We start from the raw sequence: 18,375 nt of genomic DNA on the forward strand, positions 1-18,375 counted from the left end.
TTGACTGAAAATTCAGTCAGGGGTCATGATGCGGGGCAGTCGTCCTTCCCTCGACCACTTCGGCACCCCTCTGGATCCGATGCCGTCACGAGAGCCGCGCCCCGCGGCCCCTTGTCCGCCTTCCTCTGAAAGAGCCACCGCATGACCTCCGACCCTCCCGGTACGCCGCCCGCCTTCGCGGCCCTGTCCGCCGACGATCCGCGCGAGATCGGCGGCTACCGGCTGCGCGCCCGGCTCGGCTCGGGCGGCATGGGGCGCGTCTATCTGGCGTACACGCCCGGTGGCCGACCTGTGGCCCTGAAGGCGGTACGGCCGGAACTCGCCGGCGACGCCGAGTTCCGGGACCGGTTCGCGCACGAGGTGGCCAGTGCCCAGCGCATCCACGGGCTCTACACGGCCCAGGTCATCGGCTCCGGTGTGGATGCCGCGACGCCGTGGCTGGCCACCGCCTATGTGCCCGGCCCCACGGTGCACGACGTGGTCGACCGGCACGGCCCGCTGCCGGTGCGGACCGTGCTGCTGCTCATGGCGGGCATCGCGGAAGCGCTCCAGGCGATCCACGGAGCCGGGGTGGTCCACCGCGATCTCAAGCCTGCCAATGTCCTGCTCGCCGCCGATGGTCCCCGAGTGATCGACTTCGGCATCGCCCGCGCGGCCGACGCCGTCGCGCTCACCAGCGCCGGCCTGCGGATCGGTACACCCGCATTCATGGCGCCCGAGCAGGCCGTCGGCCGGGCCGCGACGCCCGCCACCGATGTCTTCGCGCTCGGCGCGCTGGCCGTGCACGCCGCCGGAGGTATGCCGCCCTTCGGCAACTGCCCCGAGTCCGTCGCCCTGTACCGAGTGGTCCATGAGCCGCCCGACCTCACCCACGTACCGGCCGAGCTGCGCGAACTGCTGTGGTGGTGCCTCGCGAAGAACCCTGAGGAACGGCCCGCCACCGGCGCCCTGATCGAGGCCGTACGCCGCCACCCGGCCGTGGGCGAGGATCTGCGGTTCGCCGACGGCTGGCTGCCGACCGCGATCCGTACGGAGATAGCCGGCCGCGGCGAACCGCCCGAGACCTCCCGCCGGCCGCACGCGCAGCCCACCGTGACGGCCGTCCCGGATCCTCGCCCCCAGCCCGGCCCACCGACTCCCGCCCCACCCGCGCCGCAAGGAGGCAGGAGGCGCAGGCGCCGGCTCGTACCGATCGCGATCTTCGCGGTCCTGGCCGGTTGCGCGGCGGCCTACTCCTTTCTCGGCCCCGCCCACGACAAGGCGGCCTCCTCCGCCGGGCCCGAACGGGGGAGCGCCTCGTCGAGCGCCGCATACCGCCGGATGTACGCCGACACCGAGCTGACCTCCCCGGATCCGACCTACGAATTCGACCTGCGGAACGGCAAGGTGGCCCCCGAGTCCACCGCCGACTGGTACCTGGCGCGCACGGCCACCGCATTCGAGTTCCCCGAGGACAGCGATGCCTACATCGGCTCCGGCGACAGCCTCACCCCCGCCGCCTGCGACAAGGGAATCGACAGCGAGCCGGTGACGACGCTGAAGTTCAGCGACCTCGACGGCCGGCACCCCTTCTGCGTACGCAGCGGGAACGGCCGGGACATCGCGGTCGTATGGCTCGTCGAAGCCGTGCCCGGGAGCGGGTCGGTCACGGTCTCCCTCAGCCACTACCGCAAGATCGACTGACCCCGTCCCGCCGCCGGATCGACTGATCCTGAACATTCTTCCGCCCATTCCATTGACTGAATTTTCAGTCAATGGAATGTTCGGAATCCTCGCACCGCCTACCGACCCCTACCGGCCGCCGACCGACCGACGTGCCACAGAAAGCGACGTGCTCTCATGCGCATCGACACTCCGCACCCCGCGCCCGCTCCGGACGGTTTCCCGGAGTCGTGGCCATGCAGCTGACTCCGACCGAACGAGACCGTCTGCTGCTGTTCGGCGCCGCCGAACTGGCCCGGGCGCGGCGCGCACGCGGGCGCCAGCTGAACGTGCCCGAGGCGACCGCCCTGATCGCCGACACGGTGTGCGAGGCGGCCCGGGACGGCGCCCGCCTCGCCGAGGCCGTAGCCGCCGGGCGTAAGGCGCTCGGGCCCGGGGACGTACTGCCCGGCGTGCCCGATGTCGTCACCGAGATCCATGTCGAGGCGGTGTTCGCCGACGGGACCAGGCTGGCCGTGGTCAGCGATCCCTTCGGTGGCGGCGGCCTCGGCGCGCACGCACCGGGTGCGGTGCTGCCCGGGGCCGGGGCGCCGGCCGGACCCGAGCCGGTCCGGACGCTGACGGTCCGCAACACCGCCTCGGTACCGGTCAGCGTCACCTCGCACTTCCACTTCTTCGAAAGCAACCCGCGCCTGGAGTTCGACCGGGCCGCCGCGTACGGGATGCGACTGGCCGTGCCGGCCGGTTCGTCCACCCGGTTCGATCCGGGGACGGCCCGCGAGGTCGGACTCGTACCCATCGGCGGTGGCCGCGTCGCGATCGGCTTCGCCGGGCTGGTCGACGGACCGCTGGACGCGCCGGGCGCGAAGCGGGAGGCACTGCGCCGGGCGGCCGCGTGCGGCTACGCCGGGGCCGGAACGGACGAGGACCAGCAGGAGGACGCGCCGTGAGCACCACGATCGATCCGCAGGAGTACGCCGCCGTGCACGGCCCGCGGGCCGGCGACCGGGTGCGCCTTGGCGACACCGGGCTCGTCGTACGGGTCGAGTCCGACTCACAGGCCCCCGGGGACGAATTCCTGGCCGGATTCGGCAAGACCGCGCGGGACGGCCTGCACCTGAAGGCCGCCGCCGTCCGTGACACCTGCGACATCGTGATCAGCAATGTGCTGGTGATCGACGCGGCACAGGGGATCCGCAAGACCTCGATCGGCATCCGCGAGGGGAGGATCAGCGGGATCGGGCGCGCGGGCAACCCGGACACGATGGACGGTGTCGATGTCGTCGTCGGTACGGGCACGTCCATCGTCTCCGGCGAGGGCATGATCGCCACCGCCGGTGCCGTCGACACCCACGTCCACCTGATGTCGCCGCGGATCATGGAAGCCTCGCTGGCCTCCGGCGTGACGACGATCATCGGGCAGGAGTTCGGGCCGGTGTGGGGCGTGGGCGTCAACTCGCCGTGGGCGCTGCGCCACGCCTTCAACTCCTTCGACGCCTGGCCGGTCAACATCGGCTTCCTGGCGCGTGGTTCGTCCTCCGATCCGGCCCCGCTGGTCGAGGCGCTGGCCGAGGGCGGCGCCCTGGGCTTCAAGGTCCACGAGGACATGGGCGCGCACGCCCGCGCCCTGGACACCGCGCTGCGCGTCGCCGAGGAGCACGATGTCCAGGTCGCGCTGCACAGCGACGGTCTGAACGAGTGCCTGTCGGTCGAGGACACGCTCAAGGTCCTGGACGGCCGCACCATCCACGCCTTCCATATCGAGGGCTGCGGCGGCGGACACGTCCCCAACGTGCTGAAGATGGCGGGGGTGCCGAACGTCATCGGCTCGTCCACCAATCCGACCCTGCCCTTCGGGCGGGACGCGGTCGCCGAGCACTACGGCATGATCGTGTCCGTCCACGACCTCAAGACCGACCTGCCGGGCGACGCGGCGCTGGCCCGCGACCGGATCCGGGCCGGGACGATGGGCGCGGAGGACGTGCTGCACGATCTCGGCGCGATCGGCATCACCTCCTCGGACGCGCAGGGCATGGGGCGCGCCGGCGAGACCGTGCGCCGGACCCTCGCGATGGCCGGGAAGATGAAGGCCGAGCTCGGCCCGATGGAGGGCGACGGCCCGTACGACGACAACGCGCGAGTGTTGCGCTACATCGCCAAGCTCACCATCAACCCCGCGATCGCCCACGGCCTCTCGCACGAGATCGGGTCCATCGAGGTCGGCAAGATGGCCGACATCGTCCTCTGGTCGCCGCAGTACTTCGGCGCCAAGCCGCAGCTGGTGCTCAAGTCCGGCTTCCCCGCCTACGGCGTCACCGGCGACCCGAACGCCGCCAACGACCGTTGCGAACCGCTGGTCCTCGGGCCGCTGTTCGGCGCCCACGGCGCGACCGCGGCCGATCTGTCGGTGGCGTTCGTCAGCCGGGCGGCCACCGAGTCCGGCTCCTTCGGCAGACCGTACGACGCGCTGGCCACCCGGCGCCGACGGGTCGCCGTCCGCGGCACCCGCGGCATCGGCCCGGCCGACCTGGTGCACAACGCGCGCCTGGGGGAGGTGCAGGTCGACGCGGACAGCGGGCTGGTCACGCTGGACGGGACACCGATCCACTCGGATCCGGCCCAGGAAGTCCCGCTCAGCCGCCTGTACTTCCTTTGAGTCACACCCACTGAGTCACACCCACTGAGTCACACCCACTGAGCCACACCCCACTGAGTCGCACCCCACCGGGCCGGGATGAACCGCGAGACGTATCCCGAGACGAAGCCCGGACAGACCCCGAGAAGAGAGAGTTGCCATGAGCTTCCGTATGCCCGCCGAATGGACCGAGCACGAGCGCTGCCTGATGGCCTGGCCCACGCGGCCCGACCTGTGGGGCGCCGTCCTGGGAACGGCCAAGCAGGAGTACGCCGCGGTGGCCCGCGCCATCGCCGGGTTCGAGCCGGTGACCATGGTCGCGCCGCCCGGCCACGCCGAGGAGGCTCGCGAACTGTGCGGAGCGGGCATCGAGGTGATCGAACTGCCCCTGGACGACTCGTGGTTCCGCGATTCCGGGCCGATCTTCGTGCTCGGCCCCGACGGCCGGCGCGCCGGCGTGGACTTCCGCTTCAACGCCTGGGGCGGCAAGCACCATCCGTACGACGCCGACGACCGGGTCGGCGCCCTGCTGGTGGAGCGGCTCGGCGACCGGACCGTCCGCTCCGAGATGATCCTGGAAGGCGGGGCGATCACCGTGGACGGTGAGGGCACGCTGATCACCACCGAGCAGTGCCTGCTCCACCCCAACCGCAACCCAGGGATGAGCAGGGCGGAGATCGAGGCCGAGCTGATGGCCCGGCTCGGCGTCACGAAGGTCATCTGGCTTCCGTACGGCGGCCTTCTGGACACCGAGACCGACGGCCATGTGGACGGTGTCTGCGCCTTCGTCGCCCCGGGCAAGGTCGTCGTACAGCTTCCCGACGACCCCCGGCATCCCGACCACGCCCGGATGCGCGCCAACCGAGCGGTCCTTGAGGCCACCCCCGATGCCCAGGGCCGCACGCTGGAGATCATCGACCTTCCGCAGAGCGCGTTCGTCGAGGTCGACGGCGCATCGGTCGAGGTCGGCTACCTCAACTTCTACCTGGCCAACGGCGGGGTGGTCGTCCCGGTCGCCGACCGGCCGCAGGACGCGCAGGCCCTGGCCGTCATCGCCCGGGCCTGTCCCGAACGCAAGGTGGTCGGCGTGCCCGCCCGAGTGATCGCCCACGGCGGCGGCGGGGTCCACTGCATCACCCAGCAGGTCCCCGCCACGGCTCCCCGCGCCTGAATCCCACCTCGCCCCGCCACGGCTCCCCGCGCCTCTGCCCCGCCTCGCCCCGCCGCGTACGTACGGAGAGGAACCCCTCGATGCGCACCGCACCGCCCCGGCCACCAAAGCGCAGACCCGACCGGCCGGCCCTTGTGGCCGCGGCCCTGTCCGCCGTCCTCCTGATGTCCGCCTGCTCGGGGCCGCCGAGCACCGGCGCCGCCGGATCGGACTTCCGCCTGTCCGCGCACACACCCGCGGCCAAGGGAAAGATCGACTCGTTCACATGGGCGCTGTACGCGGAGCCCCTCACGCTCGACTACATCTCCGCCTTCGACTACCCGCAGAACATGATCCTCGCCAATGCCTGCGAGAGCCTGATGCGGTGGACGCCACGGCTGACCCTGGCTCCGGGCCTGGCCAAGAAGGCCACCAACCCTGACCCACGGACCTGGGTCTACGACCTGCGGCCCGGCGTGCGCTTCCACAACGGGGGAGTGCTGACCGCCGACGACGCCCTCTTCAGCCTCCGTCGCCAGATGGACCCCGACAACGGGGCGGCATGGGCGCAGGTCTTCCAGAACGTCGCCTCGCTCAGCAAGACCGGACCACTGCAGATCACCGTGAAACTCAAGCGGCCCGACTCGCAGTTCCCCCAGTACATGGCGACCGCCGCCGGCGTGGTGGCGAGCCGGGCCGGGGTGCGGGCGGCCGGCAAGGACTACGGCACCTCCGGCGACCTCGGCTGCACCGGCCCGTACCGGCTCGGGAAGTGGGACAAGGGCCAGTCGATCGAGCTGCGGCGCTTCGACGGCTACTGGGGCACCAAGGCCAAGTCGGCGAAAGCGGTGTTCCGCTTCCTCACCGACTCCAACGCACGGACCAAGGCCATGCTCAGCGGAGAGGTGGACGGCGGCTACCTCATCCCCACCGAGAGCTACGCCGCCCTGCGCTCCAGCGGCGTCGGCACCCTCTCCTTCGGCGAGGGGCTCAGCACCGTCAACGTCAATGTCACCAACATGCGCGGACCACTCGGCGACGTCCGGGTCCGGCGCGCGCTGGCCCTGGCGCTGGACCGCCGGGGCTTCGTCAAGACCGGCCTGAGCGGTGTCGGGACCGTCACCACCTCCCTCACCGCCAAGGCGGCCTGGGCCGCTGCCCCCAAGGCCGTCAGACGCGCCGCCTTCCGCGGACTCCCGTCCACCGAGCGGAATCTGGCGGCGGCAAGGAAGCTCATCAAGGAGGCCGGGGCCACCGGCAGGACGGTGACCATCGCGACCAGCTCGATCGGCCAGGACGTGTCGCTGCTGGCCACCGCCGTCCAGTCGGCCGGCAGCCGGATCGGGCTCGATGTCCGGCTGAAGACCATCGCCCCCAATGCCTTCAGCGCGCTGTTCACCGACCCCAAAGCGCGCGAGGGCATCGACATGTTCCCGGAGACGTACTACAACTCCATCACCGACCCGCTGGACCTCCTCAGCAACTTCCAGACCGGCGCGTACCAGAACTTCGCCGGCTACCGCGACCGCTCCTACGACGACCTGGTCAAGCGGGCCCGCGCCGCCTATGACCCGGCCGAGCGGCTGGCCACGGAGGCCAAGCTCCAGCGGAAGGCTGCCGAGCAGGTCCTGTGGATCCCGGTCGCCGAATGGCCCACCGCCGTGTTCCTCAACAAGCGGATCACCGGCGCGCCCACCACCATCTCCTACCTCTACTACCCGTGGGCCGCCGACATCGGGGCCGCGTCGTGAGCTACCTGGGATTCGTCGTACGACGCCTGGCCGAGATGGCCGCCACCCTGCTCGGCGCCTCGTTCGTGATCTTCGGCGCGATGTATCTGGCGCCCGGCAGCCCCGCGAGCTTCCTGCTCTCGGGACGGTCCGCCTCCCCGGACGCCCTGCGGGCGATCAACGAGCAGTACCACCTGGACGACCCCCTCGCCGTACGGTACTTCCGCTGGCTCGACGGGCTGCTGCACGGCGACTTCGGCCGCTCGATCACCTATCGCACCGACGTGTCCCGGCTCCTGGCCGACCGGCTGCCCAGCACCCTGCTCCTGGTCGCCATGGCGCTGGTGCTCGTGCTGATCGCGGGCCTGGCCCTCGGCCGGCTCGGGGCGGTCCGCGGCGGCGCCGTCGACGCCACGGTCCTGGTCACCACCACCCTCGCCGTCGGCACGCCCTCCTTCGTCGCCGCCGTCATGCTCCAGGGCCTGTTCGCGGTGCGGCTGCACTGGTTTCCCGCCGGCGGGACCGGCGTCGGCCTCGGGCAGCTGGTCTGGCACCTGACGCTGCCCGCCGTGGCCCTCGCCCTCTACCTGATCGGCATGCTGGCCCGCGTCACACGCGGCGCCATGCTCGACGTCCTGGGACAGGAGCACGTCACGGTGGCCCTCAGCCGAGGCGTGCCGAAGCGCAAGGTCATCGGCCGCCATGTGTTCCGCAACGCGCTCGGCACCGTGCTCACCACCGGCGGACTGATCGTCTCCACCCTCCTCGTGTGCACCGTCCTGGTGGAGTCCGCGTTCGGCGTCGGCGGCATCGGCCAGCTCCTCGAACTGTCCATCACCACCAAGGACTTCCCCACCGTGCAGGCCATCTCCTTGACCATGGTCGCCCTGTTCATGGCGGTGAACCTGGTCGTCGACCTGATCCACCCGCTGGTCGACCCGCGCATCGCCACCGGACCGGGGAGGTCTCCCGCATGACCGTCGCCGTGCTGCGCCGGCCCGGCCTCGCCCGGCTCCGAACCGCCCGCGCCCCGCTGTACCTGCTCTGCCTCGGCATCGTCGCCGTTGTCGTCATGACGGCGCTGCTCGCCCCCTGGCTCGCCCCCGACGCCCCCAACACCGCCGACCTCGGCAACGCCCTCGCCGGACCGTCCGCCGCCCACCCCTTCGGCGTCGACGCCTCCGGCCGCGACACCCTCTCCCGCCTGGTCATCGGCGCCCGGACCTCCCTGCTCGGCCCGCTCGGCGTCGTCGCCTTCTCCACCCTGGCCGGCGTCGCCATCGGTGTCGCCGCCGCCTGGCGCGGCGGCTGGCTCGACTCCGTGCTGTCCCGCGGCACCGAGCTGGTCTTCGCATTCCCCGGGATGCTGCTGGCGATCCTGATCGTCACCGTGTACGGCGAAGGGCTCAGCGCCCCGGTCATCGCGCTCGCCGTCGCCTACCTTCCGTACGTCAGCAGACTCACCCGCTCCCTGGTGCTCGCCGAACGCGAACGCTCGTACGTGAGTGCCTACCTGGTGCAGGGCCACTCGGCGGCACAGGTCTGCCTGCGGCACGTCCTGCCCAACATCGCCCCCGTCGTCCTCGCCCAGTCCACCATCAACTTCGGCTATGCCCTGATCGACCTGGCGGGTCTGTCGTTCCTCGGCCTCGGCGTCCCCGCGCTGACCCCCGACTGGGGCCGGATGGTCTTCGACGGCCAGATCGCCATCCAGCAGGGCTACCCCCTGTCGGCGATCCTGCCGTGCGCCGCGATCGTGCTGACCGTCGTCGCGTTCAACGTCGTCGGCGAGCGCTGGGCCGACCAGGTCGCCAGGAGGGACCGATGAACACGGACAACGGCCACGGCGCTCGCGACTCCCACGGCGCCCCCGACCACCCCGATTCCTCCGACCACCCCGGTACCCCCGCCCTCCTCGACATCCGAGGGCTGGGACTGCGGCTGCCGGGCACCGCCCGGCCCGTGCTCGACGGCGTCGATCTCACCGTCGACGCCGGTGAGACCGTCGCCCTGGTCGGCGAATCCGGCTCCGGCAAGACCCTCACCTCGCGCAGCGTCCTGCGGCTGCTGCCGCCCGGTGCCACCGCCGAGGGCACGGTCCGGGTCGCGGGCGAGGACGTCCTCACCATGACGCCCTCGCGGCTGCGCGCCCTGCGGACCGGCACGGCGGCCATGATCTTCCAGGACCCGCGCGCCGCCATCAACCCGCTCCGCCGGATCGGCGACTTCCTCACCGAGAGCCTGCGCTGCACCACCGGAATGCGCACGCAGGAGGCAGAGCGGCGCGCCGCGGAGATGCTCGTGGCGGTCGGCCTCACCCCCGCCGCGCTGCGCCGCCACCCGGGCCAGTTGTCGGGCGGGATGCTCCAACGCGTCATGATCGCGGCCGCGTTGATGGGTGAACCCGCCCTGCTCCTCGCCGATGAAGCCACCACCGCCCTCGACGTCACCACCCAGGCCGAGGTCGTCGCGCTCCTCGGCGACCTGCGCGAACGCTTCGGCACCGGGCTGCTCTTCGTCACCCACGACCTCGGCCTCGCCGCGACCATCAGCGACCGGGTGTACGTCATGTACGCCGGCCGGATCGTCGAGACCGGGCGCGCCGCCGCGCTGTTCGCCCGTCCTCGGCACCCGTACACGGCAGCCCTGCTCGCGGCGACTCCCCGGCTTGCGGTACCGCGGGGTCGACTGGCTGCCATTGACGGCCAACCACCCGATCCCCGCCAGGAGTTGACCGGCTGTCCCTTCGCGCCGCGATGTGTGTACGCAACCGATGTCTGCCGGGAGCAGGCACCCGTCGTGCGCCCCGTCGGCGACGCGCCACAGGGCGGGCACACGCATCGCGTCGCCTGCCACCACAGCGACCGGCTCGAAGGGATCGCCGTCCATGACTGACGCCGTTCTGCACGTCACCGGAGTGTGCCGCTCCTACGGCAGCGTCCACGCCGTGGACGACGTAGCGTTCACGCTCGCCGCGGGCGGTTCGCTCGGCATCGTCGGCGAGTCCGGCTCGGGCAAGACGACCACCGCCCGGATCGTCGTGGGTCTGGAGCGCGCGGACGCCGGCCAGGTCGTCGTGCGCGGCCGGGAGCGGACGGGCCGGGCCCGTGGACGGGCCGCCCGGCTGGCGCGGGCCCGCGAGGTCCAGATGGTCTTCCAGGACCCGTATCTCTCCCTCGATCCGAGGGTGAGCGTCGATACGGCACTGCGGGAGACGCTGCGGCTCCACTTTCCCGAGGCGGACCACAGCCGCCGCCTCGCCGAACTCCTCGACCAGGTCGGGCTCGGCACCCGGGCGGCAGGCGCACTGCCCCGGCAGCTCTCCGGCGGCCAGCGCCAGCGGGTCGCCATCGCCCGGGCACTCGCGGTGGAACCGGCCGTCCTCGTCCTCGACGAGGCCGTCGCCGCTCTGGACGTATCGGTGCAGGCCCAGATCCTCAATCTGCTGGCCGACATCCGCGAAGAGACCGGCATCGGCTATCTGTTCATCACTCATGACCTCGGCGTGGTGCGGTGCGTCACGGACGACGTGATCGTCATGCGTCAAGGGCGGATCGTCGAGTCGGGCGGCACCGCCCAGGTACTCACCGAGCCTCAACACCCCTATACCCGGCTGCTGTTGGAGTCCGTCCCGCATATCGGCTGGGATCCACGGGCCATCGCCGCGGCACGCCGGGCCCTGTAGAGCCGGCCCCAACGATCGGAGATCAGAGATGAAGAACCACACTGCCCCGCAGGGCCCGTCCGGCCGCCTCCTGGGCAGGAGAAGCTTCCTGGCCGCCACGGGACTCGCGGCAGCCGGTGCTGCCTGGGCGGCGACGGCGACGGCGAGGGCGACCGGTGGCGGCACGGCCCGCGCCGCCACTCCGGCCCCGGCCGGCGAGACGGCTTTCGCCGTGCCGGTCGACACCGTGCCGCACACCCGGACCTGGATGGCCTGGCCCGACAGCAGCGCCATCTGGGGCCGGAAGCTGGCCGGGGTTCAGGAGAACATCGCCCTGATCGCGAGGACGATCGCGACGTACGAACCCGTCACCCTGTGCGCCAACTCCGCCAGTGTCGCGCAGGCCCGGAAGTCCTGCGGGCCGGACGTGACCGTGCTCGGCTCGATCCCGGTCGACGACTGCTGGATGCGGGACAGCGGACCGGTCTTCCGTACCGACGGGGCCGGGGGCCTGGACACCGTCGGCCTGAACTTCAACGGCTGGGGCGACAAGCAGGCCCACGCGAAGGACGCCCTGGTCGCCGAGCGGATCGCGGCCGAACTCGGAATCCCCTTCACCGCCGCCGGCTTCGTGGGCGAGGGCGGCGCGGTGGAGACGGATGGCAACGGCACGCTCATGGCGACCAGGAGCAGCCTGATCAACCCCAACCGCAACCCCGACCTGACACAGAATCAGCTCGAAACGGCCATGTGCCGAGCCTTCGGGGCCGCCAAGGTGATCTGGTTCAACGGCGTGACCGGCCGCGACATCACCGACGACCACGTCGACGCCACCTCCAGGTTCCTGGCCGCCGCCGACGGCCTCGTCCAGATGCCGCTCGCCACCGATACCGACCCCTGGTCGAAAGACGCGCGACAGCAGTACCGGATCCTCTCCACAGCCACCGACGCCCAGGGCAACCCCGTCAAGGTCGCCAAGCTTCAGGGCCCCGACTACCACCTCATCCGCTCGCGCGACCCCAAGTTCGTGGCCGCGTACGCCAACTACTACGTGTGCAACGGCGCGGTGATATCGGCCCAGTTCGGCGACACCCGCGCCGACGCCGCGGCCAAGGAGACCCTCCAGAAGCTGTTCCCGGGCAGGGCCGTCGAGCAGCTCGACATCGACAGCCTGGGCGCGGGCGGCGGCGGCATCCACTGCGTGACCCAGCAGCAGCCCCGCGCTGTGTGAAGGCCGAGGCGCTGTTCTCCCGGTTGGACCCGGTCGGGAACCGACCAGCCCGTCAGAGGTCGGTCCAGCCGTGTTCCAGGTAGTCATGGCTGTCTATCGAGACGGGCACCCCGGGCGCGGGGAACACGGCAGGCACGTCGAGGAAGAGTTCGTCGTCCTCAGGCTGGGCCAAGGGAGCCAGTAGCGGCGGCAGCACGTGCTCACCGATACCGGTAGTGAGGTGCGTGCCGCTGTACTGGTCCTCCAGTGCAGCGCGGATCTCGGCCGGGTCAGCGGACAGGTAGCCCATGTCGAAGGAGTTCGGTGCCTCCTCGTAAGAGAACTCCTAGGCGTCCTTGACCCAAGGTGTTCCGAAGACGCCGTCGGTGGACGAGCGAGCATCCAAGGACGCGCGAGCATCCGAGGACGAGGAAGGAGTGGAGAGGCGCGACGTTCTCGGTGCACTGGGCGTGTGCCGCCGCGGTGGAATTCACTGCCGCAGGGCCTCGAAGGCATGCCGGGCGGCGGTGCCGATGGCGAGGTCGATGTCCGGAGCGAGGTTGGCGCGGCGGTCGGAGCGGGTGAGCGCGGCGATGGCCACCCGGTCGCCGGATTCGGCCTCCACCACACCGATCTCGTGCCGTAGGTGGAGGAAGGTCCCGGTCTTGCCGCTCACCCGGAGGGTGTCGGCACGCAGTTCGCCGGCCAGGCGGTGGGTGAAGACCTGCAGGCCCATCAGCCGGCGGAGTTCGGCGGTCGCGGCGGGGTGGGCGATGTCGTCGCGCCACACCCGCTGCAGCAGGTCGACGAGCGCGGTGGCGGTGCCGGTGTTGGCGTGTGCCGGGTCGAGCGTCTCGATGGTGTGCCGTCCGGTGTCGTCGTCCCGGATGGCCAGCTCCTGGGCGAGCAAGAAGTCGTTCCCTGCGGCGCCGGCGGCGCAGCGGTACATGTGGTCGAGCCGGTGCCGTACCCGTATGCCGGCGCAGCCCCAGGCGTGCAGACGCGCGTCGACCTCCGCTACGGGGACGAGGCCGAACAGCGCGTCGCCGCTGGCGTTGTCGCTCACCGAGAGCATCAGGTAGATGAGGTCGCCGACGGCGACCGTGGCCGGGTGGCGGAAGGCAGCCAGTCCGGTGGGGCCGACGCTGCTGGTGGTCGGGTCGAGGGTTACGGGGTGTGCCGCGTCGAGTGCCCCGTTCGCGATCCGGTCCAGGGCGACCAGGGCCAGCGGGACTTTGACCACCGAGGCGAGCGGTACCGCGTGGTCGATGTCGAAGCCGAGCTGCTCGGCGGTGTCGAGGTTGCGGGCGAGGAACGCGCCGCGCACGCCCAGGGCCGCCCAGTCGGCGGCGATGGTCTCGGCGACGTCGAGGAGGGCGCCGTCGGCCGCGTTGTAGGTCGGCCGGTTCGCGGGGGCCGGGCTCATCGGGCTCATCCGTGGGCCGCCAGGTGCAGCGGGGCGTCGTGGTCCGCGGCCCGGGACGGTGCGGCGCTCGGCGCCGCGGTCGCCGTGGCACCGACGGCGGACGCCAACAGGGCGGCCAGCCAGTCCGGCACATGCGCCGTGTTTGGTCGGCGTCGTGTCGCCCCGGGGTCGTATCCCCGGTGCAGCGAGGCGTCGGCGAGCGGAGCCCAACTCGCCCCGTTCCGCCGCGCGAACGGCTCGGAGCACAGCATTGTCACCCGGCCGGCGAGCATCTCGGCGAGCCCGCCCGCGCTCGCTTCGGCCGGGCGGATGAGGCCTTCCGGCAGCCCGGAGCGGGCGGCCGCCCGACTCAGCCGGTCCTGAGCGTGGGGGACCTGGTCCTCCCGCGTGGTGAGGATCGGCAGCGCGCCCGAGGCGCCGCGGCCGCGACGGGGTCTGAGGTCCTCCAGGTGGACCGCGCGGGGGCGGGGGCGAAGCCGGGCCTCGGTAGGGGTGGCGGGTGCGTCGTCCGGCGTGTCCGAGGGCGGCGCGGAGGCCAGGCCGAGGGGGACGCGGAGCGCGGCGTGCTCGGGGGCGACGCGCAGCAACGTATAGGTCAGGGAGCCGTCGGCGAGGCCCAACTCCCGTTCACCCGGCGGTAGTTCGCGCACGCCGAGCGGGGTGCCGTGCTCGGCGCCGGCGCGGATGATGCGCGCCAGCGCGGCGGGAGCGCAGTCCGCCGGCACCGCCACGGCCCGTACCGCCGACCGGTGGGCCGACTCGGCGATCTGCCGCAGCCGCTCTGCCCGGTCCAGTACGTCCTGGGCGTACGGCAGCAGCAGGACGCCGAACCCGGTGGTCGTGACCTGGCGCCGCGAGCGGTCGAACAGCAGCCCGCCGTAGTGCTCCTCCAGGGTCTTGATGCGGCGGCTCAGCAGCGGCTGGGCGATGCCGAGCCGGTCGGCCGCACGCGAGAAGCTCGCCTCGTCGACGGTCGCGACGAACGCCTCGAGGTGCGCGAGCAGATCCATCCGGCATTCATATCAATTAGTTATGGCACCTTCAATGATGACTCTTGGACATGGGTGGCCTCCAGCTGTTTCGCTGTCCTGGTCGAGGGCCCGCGACAGACACGACGACGAACCGAACCCTCTGGGAGACGTGCACCCATGACCAGTGCCACCCCTCTGCCGCGGCGCGGCATGTTCAAGGCCGGCCTCGCCCTGTCGACCGCCCTGCTCGTACCGGCCGTTGCGACCCCGGCCGCCTCGGCCGCAATCCCCGGGGCGCGCGGCGTCGATGCTCCGGGACCGCGCGGCGCCGAGGCCGCCCTGCGTGACCTGGAGAGGCGCTACGGCGCGCGCCTCGGCGTGTTCGCCCACAACGTCCGCAGCGGCCGGACCGTGGCCCACCGGGCACAGGAGCGGTTCGCGATGTGCTCGACGTTCAAGGCGTTCGCCGCCGCGGCGGTCCTGCGCGACCGCGGGCGCTGTGCGCCGCTGGACAAGGTGATCCACTACCCGGCCCGGGACATCCTGCCCAACTCGCCGATCACCGCACAGCACATCGACACCGGCATGACGGTGGGCGAGCTGTGCGCGGCCGCGATCCAGTACAGCGACAACACGGCGGGCAACCTGCTGCTGCGGGGGATCGGCGGCCCCGGCGGCCTCACCGACTTCTTCCGGTCGCTCGGCGACCCGGTGAGCCGACTCGACCGCTGGGAGCCCGACTTGAACGCCGCTGTCCCCGGCGACCCGCGTGATACGACCACACCCCAGGCCATGGGCCGCAGCCTGCAGCGGCTGACGCTGGGCCGGGCTCTGGACGACGCGGGCCGACGGCACCTCATCACCTGGCTGAAGGGCAACACCACCAGCGGCGAACGGTTCCGTGCCGGGCTGCCGGACGACTGGATCGTCGCGGACAAGACCGGTACCGGCGACTACGCCAGCGCCAACGACGTCGGCGTCGCCTGGACGACCCGGAAGGCGCCGATCGTCCTGGTCGTACTGTCGTCCAAGCCCGCACAGCACGCGGCCGTGGACAACGCACTGATCGCCGAAACGGCTCGCGTGCTCGCCCGCACCCTGGCACCCGGTGAATGAACTCCCTTGATTTCCCCGAGGTGGTCAGCGGATGACGTCCGCTGCCCGCACCCTGGTCAGTCCTGCCCTCGGTCGGCCAGGGCTGCCGCGGTGGCGCGGGCGAAGCCATCCGGATTGTCCAGCATGATGTTGTGCCCGCAGTGCGGGATGGGGACCACGCTCACCCCGGCGGCGACGAGCGCGTCGGTGCCGGGGAGCGGTCCGTCGGCCTCGGGCAGCAGGAACGTGCGGGGAATGTCCAGGTTCAGCAGAAGTTCGCGCATGGTGGGGACGGTGCCGCGGGTGAGATGGACCGCGCTGCGGTGCAGGGCCGCACGGTCGGCCAGGCGCATGGTGGCCCACCAGTGGGGCCCGACCCGGTCGCGGACCTCTTCCCAACCGCCGGCCAGGAACTCCTGCTCGGAGTAGGCGGCGATGCCGCTGCTGCCGCTGGTGCCGGGCCTGCGCGGGATCGGGTCGAGGTTGGCATCGACCAGCACCAGGCGGGAAACCAGCTGCGGGTGCCGGGCGGCCAGGACGATGGCCACAGAGCCGCCCATGCTGTGGGCGATCAGCTCCGCACCGGTGACCCGCGCAGAGGTCAGCGCCTCGGCGAGGGCATCGGCGTGCGCCTCCAAGGTGTACGGGAAATCCGGCGGGCAGTCGCTGATTCCGTGACCGAGCAGATCGATCAGGAGGGAGCGGCGGCCGGCCAGCAGCGGATGGAGCGCAATCTCGGCGAAGTAGGCGGGCGAGGTGGCACCCAGCCCGTGCAGGTAGACGCGCGAAGGCTCCCGCCCCGGCAGCTCGACCCAGCGGATCCGGTCACCCTCGGTCGTCACAACGGCGTTACGCACAGCGCTGCTCCCCTGTAGTGAGATCAATAGCGGGATGAGAGTAGCCGCCGGCATCCGACTCCACGTCAGCCCTTCGCGTGCATACGCCTGGCCACGGGTGTGGGGACGAGCCTCACCTCTCCGCGCTCACCGAAGTGCGGGTTGTCATCGGCGTCGCCGCGACGGTGCAGGCGCCCGCGGGCGCCTGCACCGTCACCGCGGGCCACCGGAACGCGACGCCATGAGGCGGACGTCTCCGACAGCCGGCGCGGCGAAGGGGGTCAGCGGGTGCGGGCGGGCGGAGTCTGGTCGACGAGCACGGCCGTCGTGCGCTCCAGGAGTTCGCAGAGGGAGGCGTGCTCGGCGGGCGTGAATGCGGCGGTGAGTGCGCGCTCAAGGACGATCACCTCGTCGTAGGCGCGGTCCAGCACTGCCCGGCCGTCCTCGGTCGGCGTGGCGATCTGCACCTTGGCGTGCACCGGGGACGGGTCGCGGCGAATGAGCCCCTTGCTCTCCATGTTGGCCAGGACGGTGGCCATGCTCTGCTGGGTCACGCCGCAGGACCGGGCCACCTGGGCGGCGGACATGCCGCCCTCGCGGGAGAGGGCCAGCAGCACGGTGTACTGCGTCATGGTCAGCCCGTGGCCGCGCAGTACGGCTTCGTGGTGCGCCATCAGCGCCTGCTCCGCCCGCTTGATCCGGGTGCAGAGGTACTCCTCGACCGGGATGTCCGACACTTTCTCACTCCAATACACAGGGATCTGTGTTGACTCAGGTAGCTGTGATCTCTAACGTTCCCCGTGACACAGGATACTGAGTCAGCACAGGAGGCTGCATCCATGAGAGCGATCATTCTCGACGGCGATGACAACTACCGGATCACCGAGCTCGACGAGCCCGTCCCCGGCCCTGGTGAGGTCGCGATCCGGGTGGCGTACGCCGGCATCCAGTGGGGCGACACGATGGTGCGGGACGGCCACTTCCCCGTACCGCGCCCCTTCGTCCCCGGCTTCGAGGCGTCCGGGCACATCATCGCGGTCGGTGCGGGCGTGGACGAGGGCCGCGTGGGCGAACCCGTAGCCGCACTGACCACGGCCGGCGCCTACGCCGAGGTGGTCGCGACGCCCGCGGTGCTCGCGCTGCCCACCGGCGGCGTTCCCTTGCGGACGGCGGCAGGCTTCGGCTGGGGCACCCCGACCGCCTATGACCTCGTCCATCACGCGGCACGGGTGCGAGCGGGCGAGAGCGTACTGATCCATGCCGCGGCCGGGGGAGTCGGCACTCTCGCCGCCCAGTTCGCCGAGCTGGCCGGCGCCGGCCGGATCGTCGGGGTGGTCGGCAGCCCTCGTAGGGCCGCCTACGCGGCCCAGTTCGGCTTCGACCGGGTCCTGCTGCGCGACGAGTTCCCGGCCGAGATCGCGCACGAACAGTTCGATGTGGTCCTCGACCCCGTCGGGGGCCAGACCCGACGGGACAGCTTGCAGGCGCTTGCGCCGCACGGACGGCTGGTCGCCTACGGCAACATCGGCAGCTACGAACCCGTCCTTGCCGACACCAACGACCTGCTCATGGCCGGTACGTCGCTCGTGACCTACAACAGCAACCTGCTGAGCCGGACCCACCCGGACCGCCTCGCCCACTCCGCTCGCCAGGCGCTCGAACTCCTGGCCCACGGGCGGATCCGCGTCGATGTCACCGCCGAATACGACCCCGAAGAACTTGACGTCGCGGTGACGCGGCTGCGCGAAGGTGCCACCGACGGGAAGAGCGTTCTCCGAGTCGCCGACCGCCTCGGAGCCAGGTCGGTGGCCGGACGGAGCGGCCGGTAACCGGCAATGCCTGTAGGCCAGTTGGGGGGCATGCGTCCCGCTCCCGCCCGGTGAACGCATCGAGCGAGACCGGCAGGCCGCGGCCCGACGGCTCCGGTGGCGACGCCGTGCGGGATGCCGCGGCGGCGCGCTCCCGGAAGGCGCGCCGGCGGCACGCAGCGGAGCGG

General features: G+C 71.7%; 17 protein-coding genes. 12 read left to right on the forward strand and 5 right to left on the reverse strand.

Going from position 1 to position 18,375, the window contains the following annotated elements; genetic code table 11:
* Nucleotides 1–141 precede the first annotated feature (141 nt).
* The 10 genes from ACIGWZ_RS08345 to ACIGWZ_RS08390 all read left to right on the forward strand — a co-directional run bounded on the left by ACIGWZ_RS08345 (nt 142) and on the right by ACIGWZ_RS08390 (nt 12,072).
* Nucleotides 142–1,683: a serine/threonine-protein kinase gene (locus ACIGWZ_RS08345; RefSeq protein WP_400062125.1), complete on the forward strand. Its 1,542-nt coding sequence runs from the start codon at nt 142–144 to the stop codon at nt 1,681–1,683.
* 215 nt (nt 1,684–1,898) lie between these two features.
* The gene (gene ureA, locus ACIGWZ_RS08350) at nt 1,899–2,612 is read left to right on the forward strand and encodes an urease subunit gamma (protein WP_400062127.1); all 714 of its coding nucleotides are present in this window, start codon (nt 1,899–1,901) and stop codon (nt 2,610–2,612) included.
* Complete coding sequence (locus ACIGWZ_RS08355) at nt 2,609–4,318, forward strand: urease subunit alpha (protein ID WP_400062129.1); 1,710 nt, start codon at nt 2,609–2,611, stop codon at nt 4,316–4,318. The genes ureA and ACIGWZ_RS08355 overlap by 4 nt, the downstream gene beginning before the upstream one ends.
* A 139-nt stretch (nt 4,319–4,457) precedes the next feature.
* Nucleotides 4,458–5,468 carry an agmatine/peptidylarginine deiminase gene (locus tag ACIGWZ_RS08360; RefSeq protein ID WP_400062130.1) on the forward strand — a complete coding sequence of 337 codons (1,011 nt, stop codon included), beginning with the start codon at nt 4,458–4,460 and terminating at the stop codon, nt 5,466–5,468.
* A gap of 80 nt (nt 5,469–5,548) precedes the next feature.
* The gene (locus tag ACIGWZ_RS08365) at nt 5,549–7,198 is read left to right on the forward strand and encodes an ABC transporter substrate-binding protein (RefSeq protein ID WP_400062132.1); all 1,650 of its coding nucleotides are present in this window, start codon (nt 5,549–5,551) and stop codon (nt 7,196–7,198) included.
* Nucleotides 7,195–8,154 carry an ABC transporter permease gene (locus ACIGWZ_RS08370; protein ID WP_400062134.1) on the forward strand — a complete coding sequence of 320 codons (960 nt, stop codon included), beginning with the start codon at nt 7,195–7,197 and terminating at the stop codon, nt 8,152–8,154. Before ACIGWZ_RS08365 ends, ACIGWZ_RS08370 begins: the two co-directional genes overlap by 4 nt.
* Nucleotides 8,151–9,005: an ABC transporter permease gene (locus tag ACIGWZ_RS08375; protein WP_400062136.1), complete on the forward strand. Its 855-nt coding sequence runs from the start codon at nt 8,151–8,153 to the stop codon at nt 9,003–9,005. Before ACIGWZ_RS08370 ends, ACIGWZ_RS08375 begins: the two co-directional genes overlap by 4 nt.
* Nucleotides 9,002–10,072, forward strand: a complete 1,071-nt coding sequence (locus ACIGWZ_RS08380) for an ABC transporter ATP-binding protein (protein WP_400062138.1) — start codon at nt 9,002–9,004, stop codon at nt 10,070–10,072. The genes ACIGWZ_RS08375 and ACIGWZ_RS08380 overlap by 4 nt, the downstream gene beginning before the upstream one ends.
* Complete coding sequence (locus ACIGWZ_RS08385) at nt 10,065–10,862, forward strand: ABC transporter ATP-binding protein (RefSeq protein WP_400062140.1); 798 nt, start codon at nt 10,065–10,067, stop codon at nt 10,860–10,862. Before ACIGWZ_RS08380 ends, ACIGWZ_RS08385 begins: the two co-directional genes overlap by 8 nt.
* A 28-nt stretch (nt 10,863–10,890) precedes the next feature.
* On the forward strand, nt 10,891–12,072 hold the full coding sequence (locus ACIGWZ_RS08390; protein WP_400062142.1) for an agmatine/peptidylarginine deiminase: 1,182 nt from the start codon (nt 10,891–10,893) through the stop codon (nt 12,070–12,072).
* A 52-nt stretch (nt 12,073–12,124) separates the two neighbouring features.
* Here ACIGWZ_RS08390 and ACIGWZ_RS08395 read toward each other — a convergent pair whose 3' ends face one another.
* The 3 genes from ACIGWZ_RS08395 to ACIGWZ_RS08405 all read right to left on the reverse strand — a co-directional run bounded on the left by ACIGWZ_RS08395 (nt 12,125) and on the right by ACIGWZ_RS08405 (nt 14,487).
* A complete protein-coding gene (locus tag ACIGWZ_RS08395; RefSeq protein WP_400062144.1) occupies nt 12,125–12,361 on the reverse strand; it encodes a hypothetical protein in 237 nt (78 codons plus the stop codon).
* Between the two features lie 180 nt (nt 12,362–12,541).
* Nucleotides 12,542–13,477, reverse strand: a complete 936-nt coding sequence (locus ACIGWZ_RS08400; RefSeq protein WP_400062146.1) for a serine hydrolase — start codon at nt 13,475–13,477, stop codon at nt 12,542–12,544.
* Between the two features lie 5 nt (nt 13,478–13,482).
* The gene (locus ACIGWZ_RS08405) at nt 13,483–14,487 is read right to left on the reverse strand and encodes a LysR family transcriptional regulator (RefSeq protein ID WP_400062148.1); all 1,005 of its coding nucleotides are present in this window, start codon (nt 14,485–14,487) and stop codon (nt 13,483–13,485) included.
* A 171-nt stretch (nt 14,488–14,658) separates the two neighbouring features.
* Here ACIGWZ_RS08405 and bla point away from each other — a divergent pair, with 171 nt between their 5' ends.
* Entirely contained in the window at nt 14,659–15,564 is a 906-nt protein-coding gene (gene bla, locus ACIGWZ_RS08410) for a class A beta-lactamase (protein ID WP_400063230.1), read from the forward strand.
* Nucleotides 15,565–15,620: 56 nt separating this feature from the next.
* Here the strand turns inward: bla and ACIGWZ_RS08415 are convergent, their stop codons facing one another.
* Both ACIGWZ_RS08415 and ACIGWZ_RS08420 read right to left on the reverse strand, forming a co-directional pair.
* Nucleotides 15,621–16,400 carry an alpha/beta fold hydrolase gene (locus ACIGWZ_RS08415; RefSeq protein ID WP_400062150.1) on the reverse strand — a complete coding sequence of 260 codons (780 nt, stop codon included), beginning with the start codon at nt 16,398–16,400 and terminating at the stop codon, nt 15,621–15,623.
* A 260-nt stretch (nt 16,401–16,660) separates the two neighbouring features.
* Nucleotides 16,661–17,116 carry a MarR family winged helix-turn-helix transcriptional regulator gene (locus ACIGWZ_RS08420; protein ID WP_400062152.1) on the reverse strand — a complete coding sequence of 152 codons (456 nt, stop codon included), beginning with the start codon at nt 17,114–17,116 and terminating at the stop codon, nt 16,661–16,663.
* 102 nt (nt 17,117–17,218) lie between these two features.
* Between ACIGWZ_RS08420 and ACIGWZ_RS08425 the strand changes: the two genes are divergently transcribed.
* A complete protein-coding gene (locus ACIGWZ_RS08425) occupies nt 17,219–18,208 on the forward strand; it encodes a zinc-binding alcohol dehydrogenase family protein (RefSeq protein ID WP_400062154.1) in 990 nt (329 codons plus the stop codon).
* Nucleotides 18,209–18,375: the final 167 nt, after the last annotated feature.

This window comes from Streptomyces sp. NPDC053427, from assembly GCF_044544985.1.
Lineage (GTDB): Bacteria > Actinomycetota > Actinomycetes > Streptomycetales > Streptomycetaceae > Streptomyces.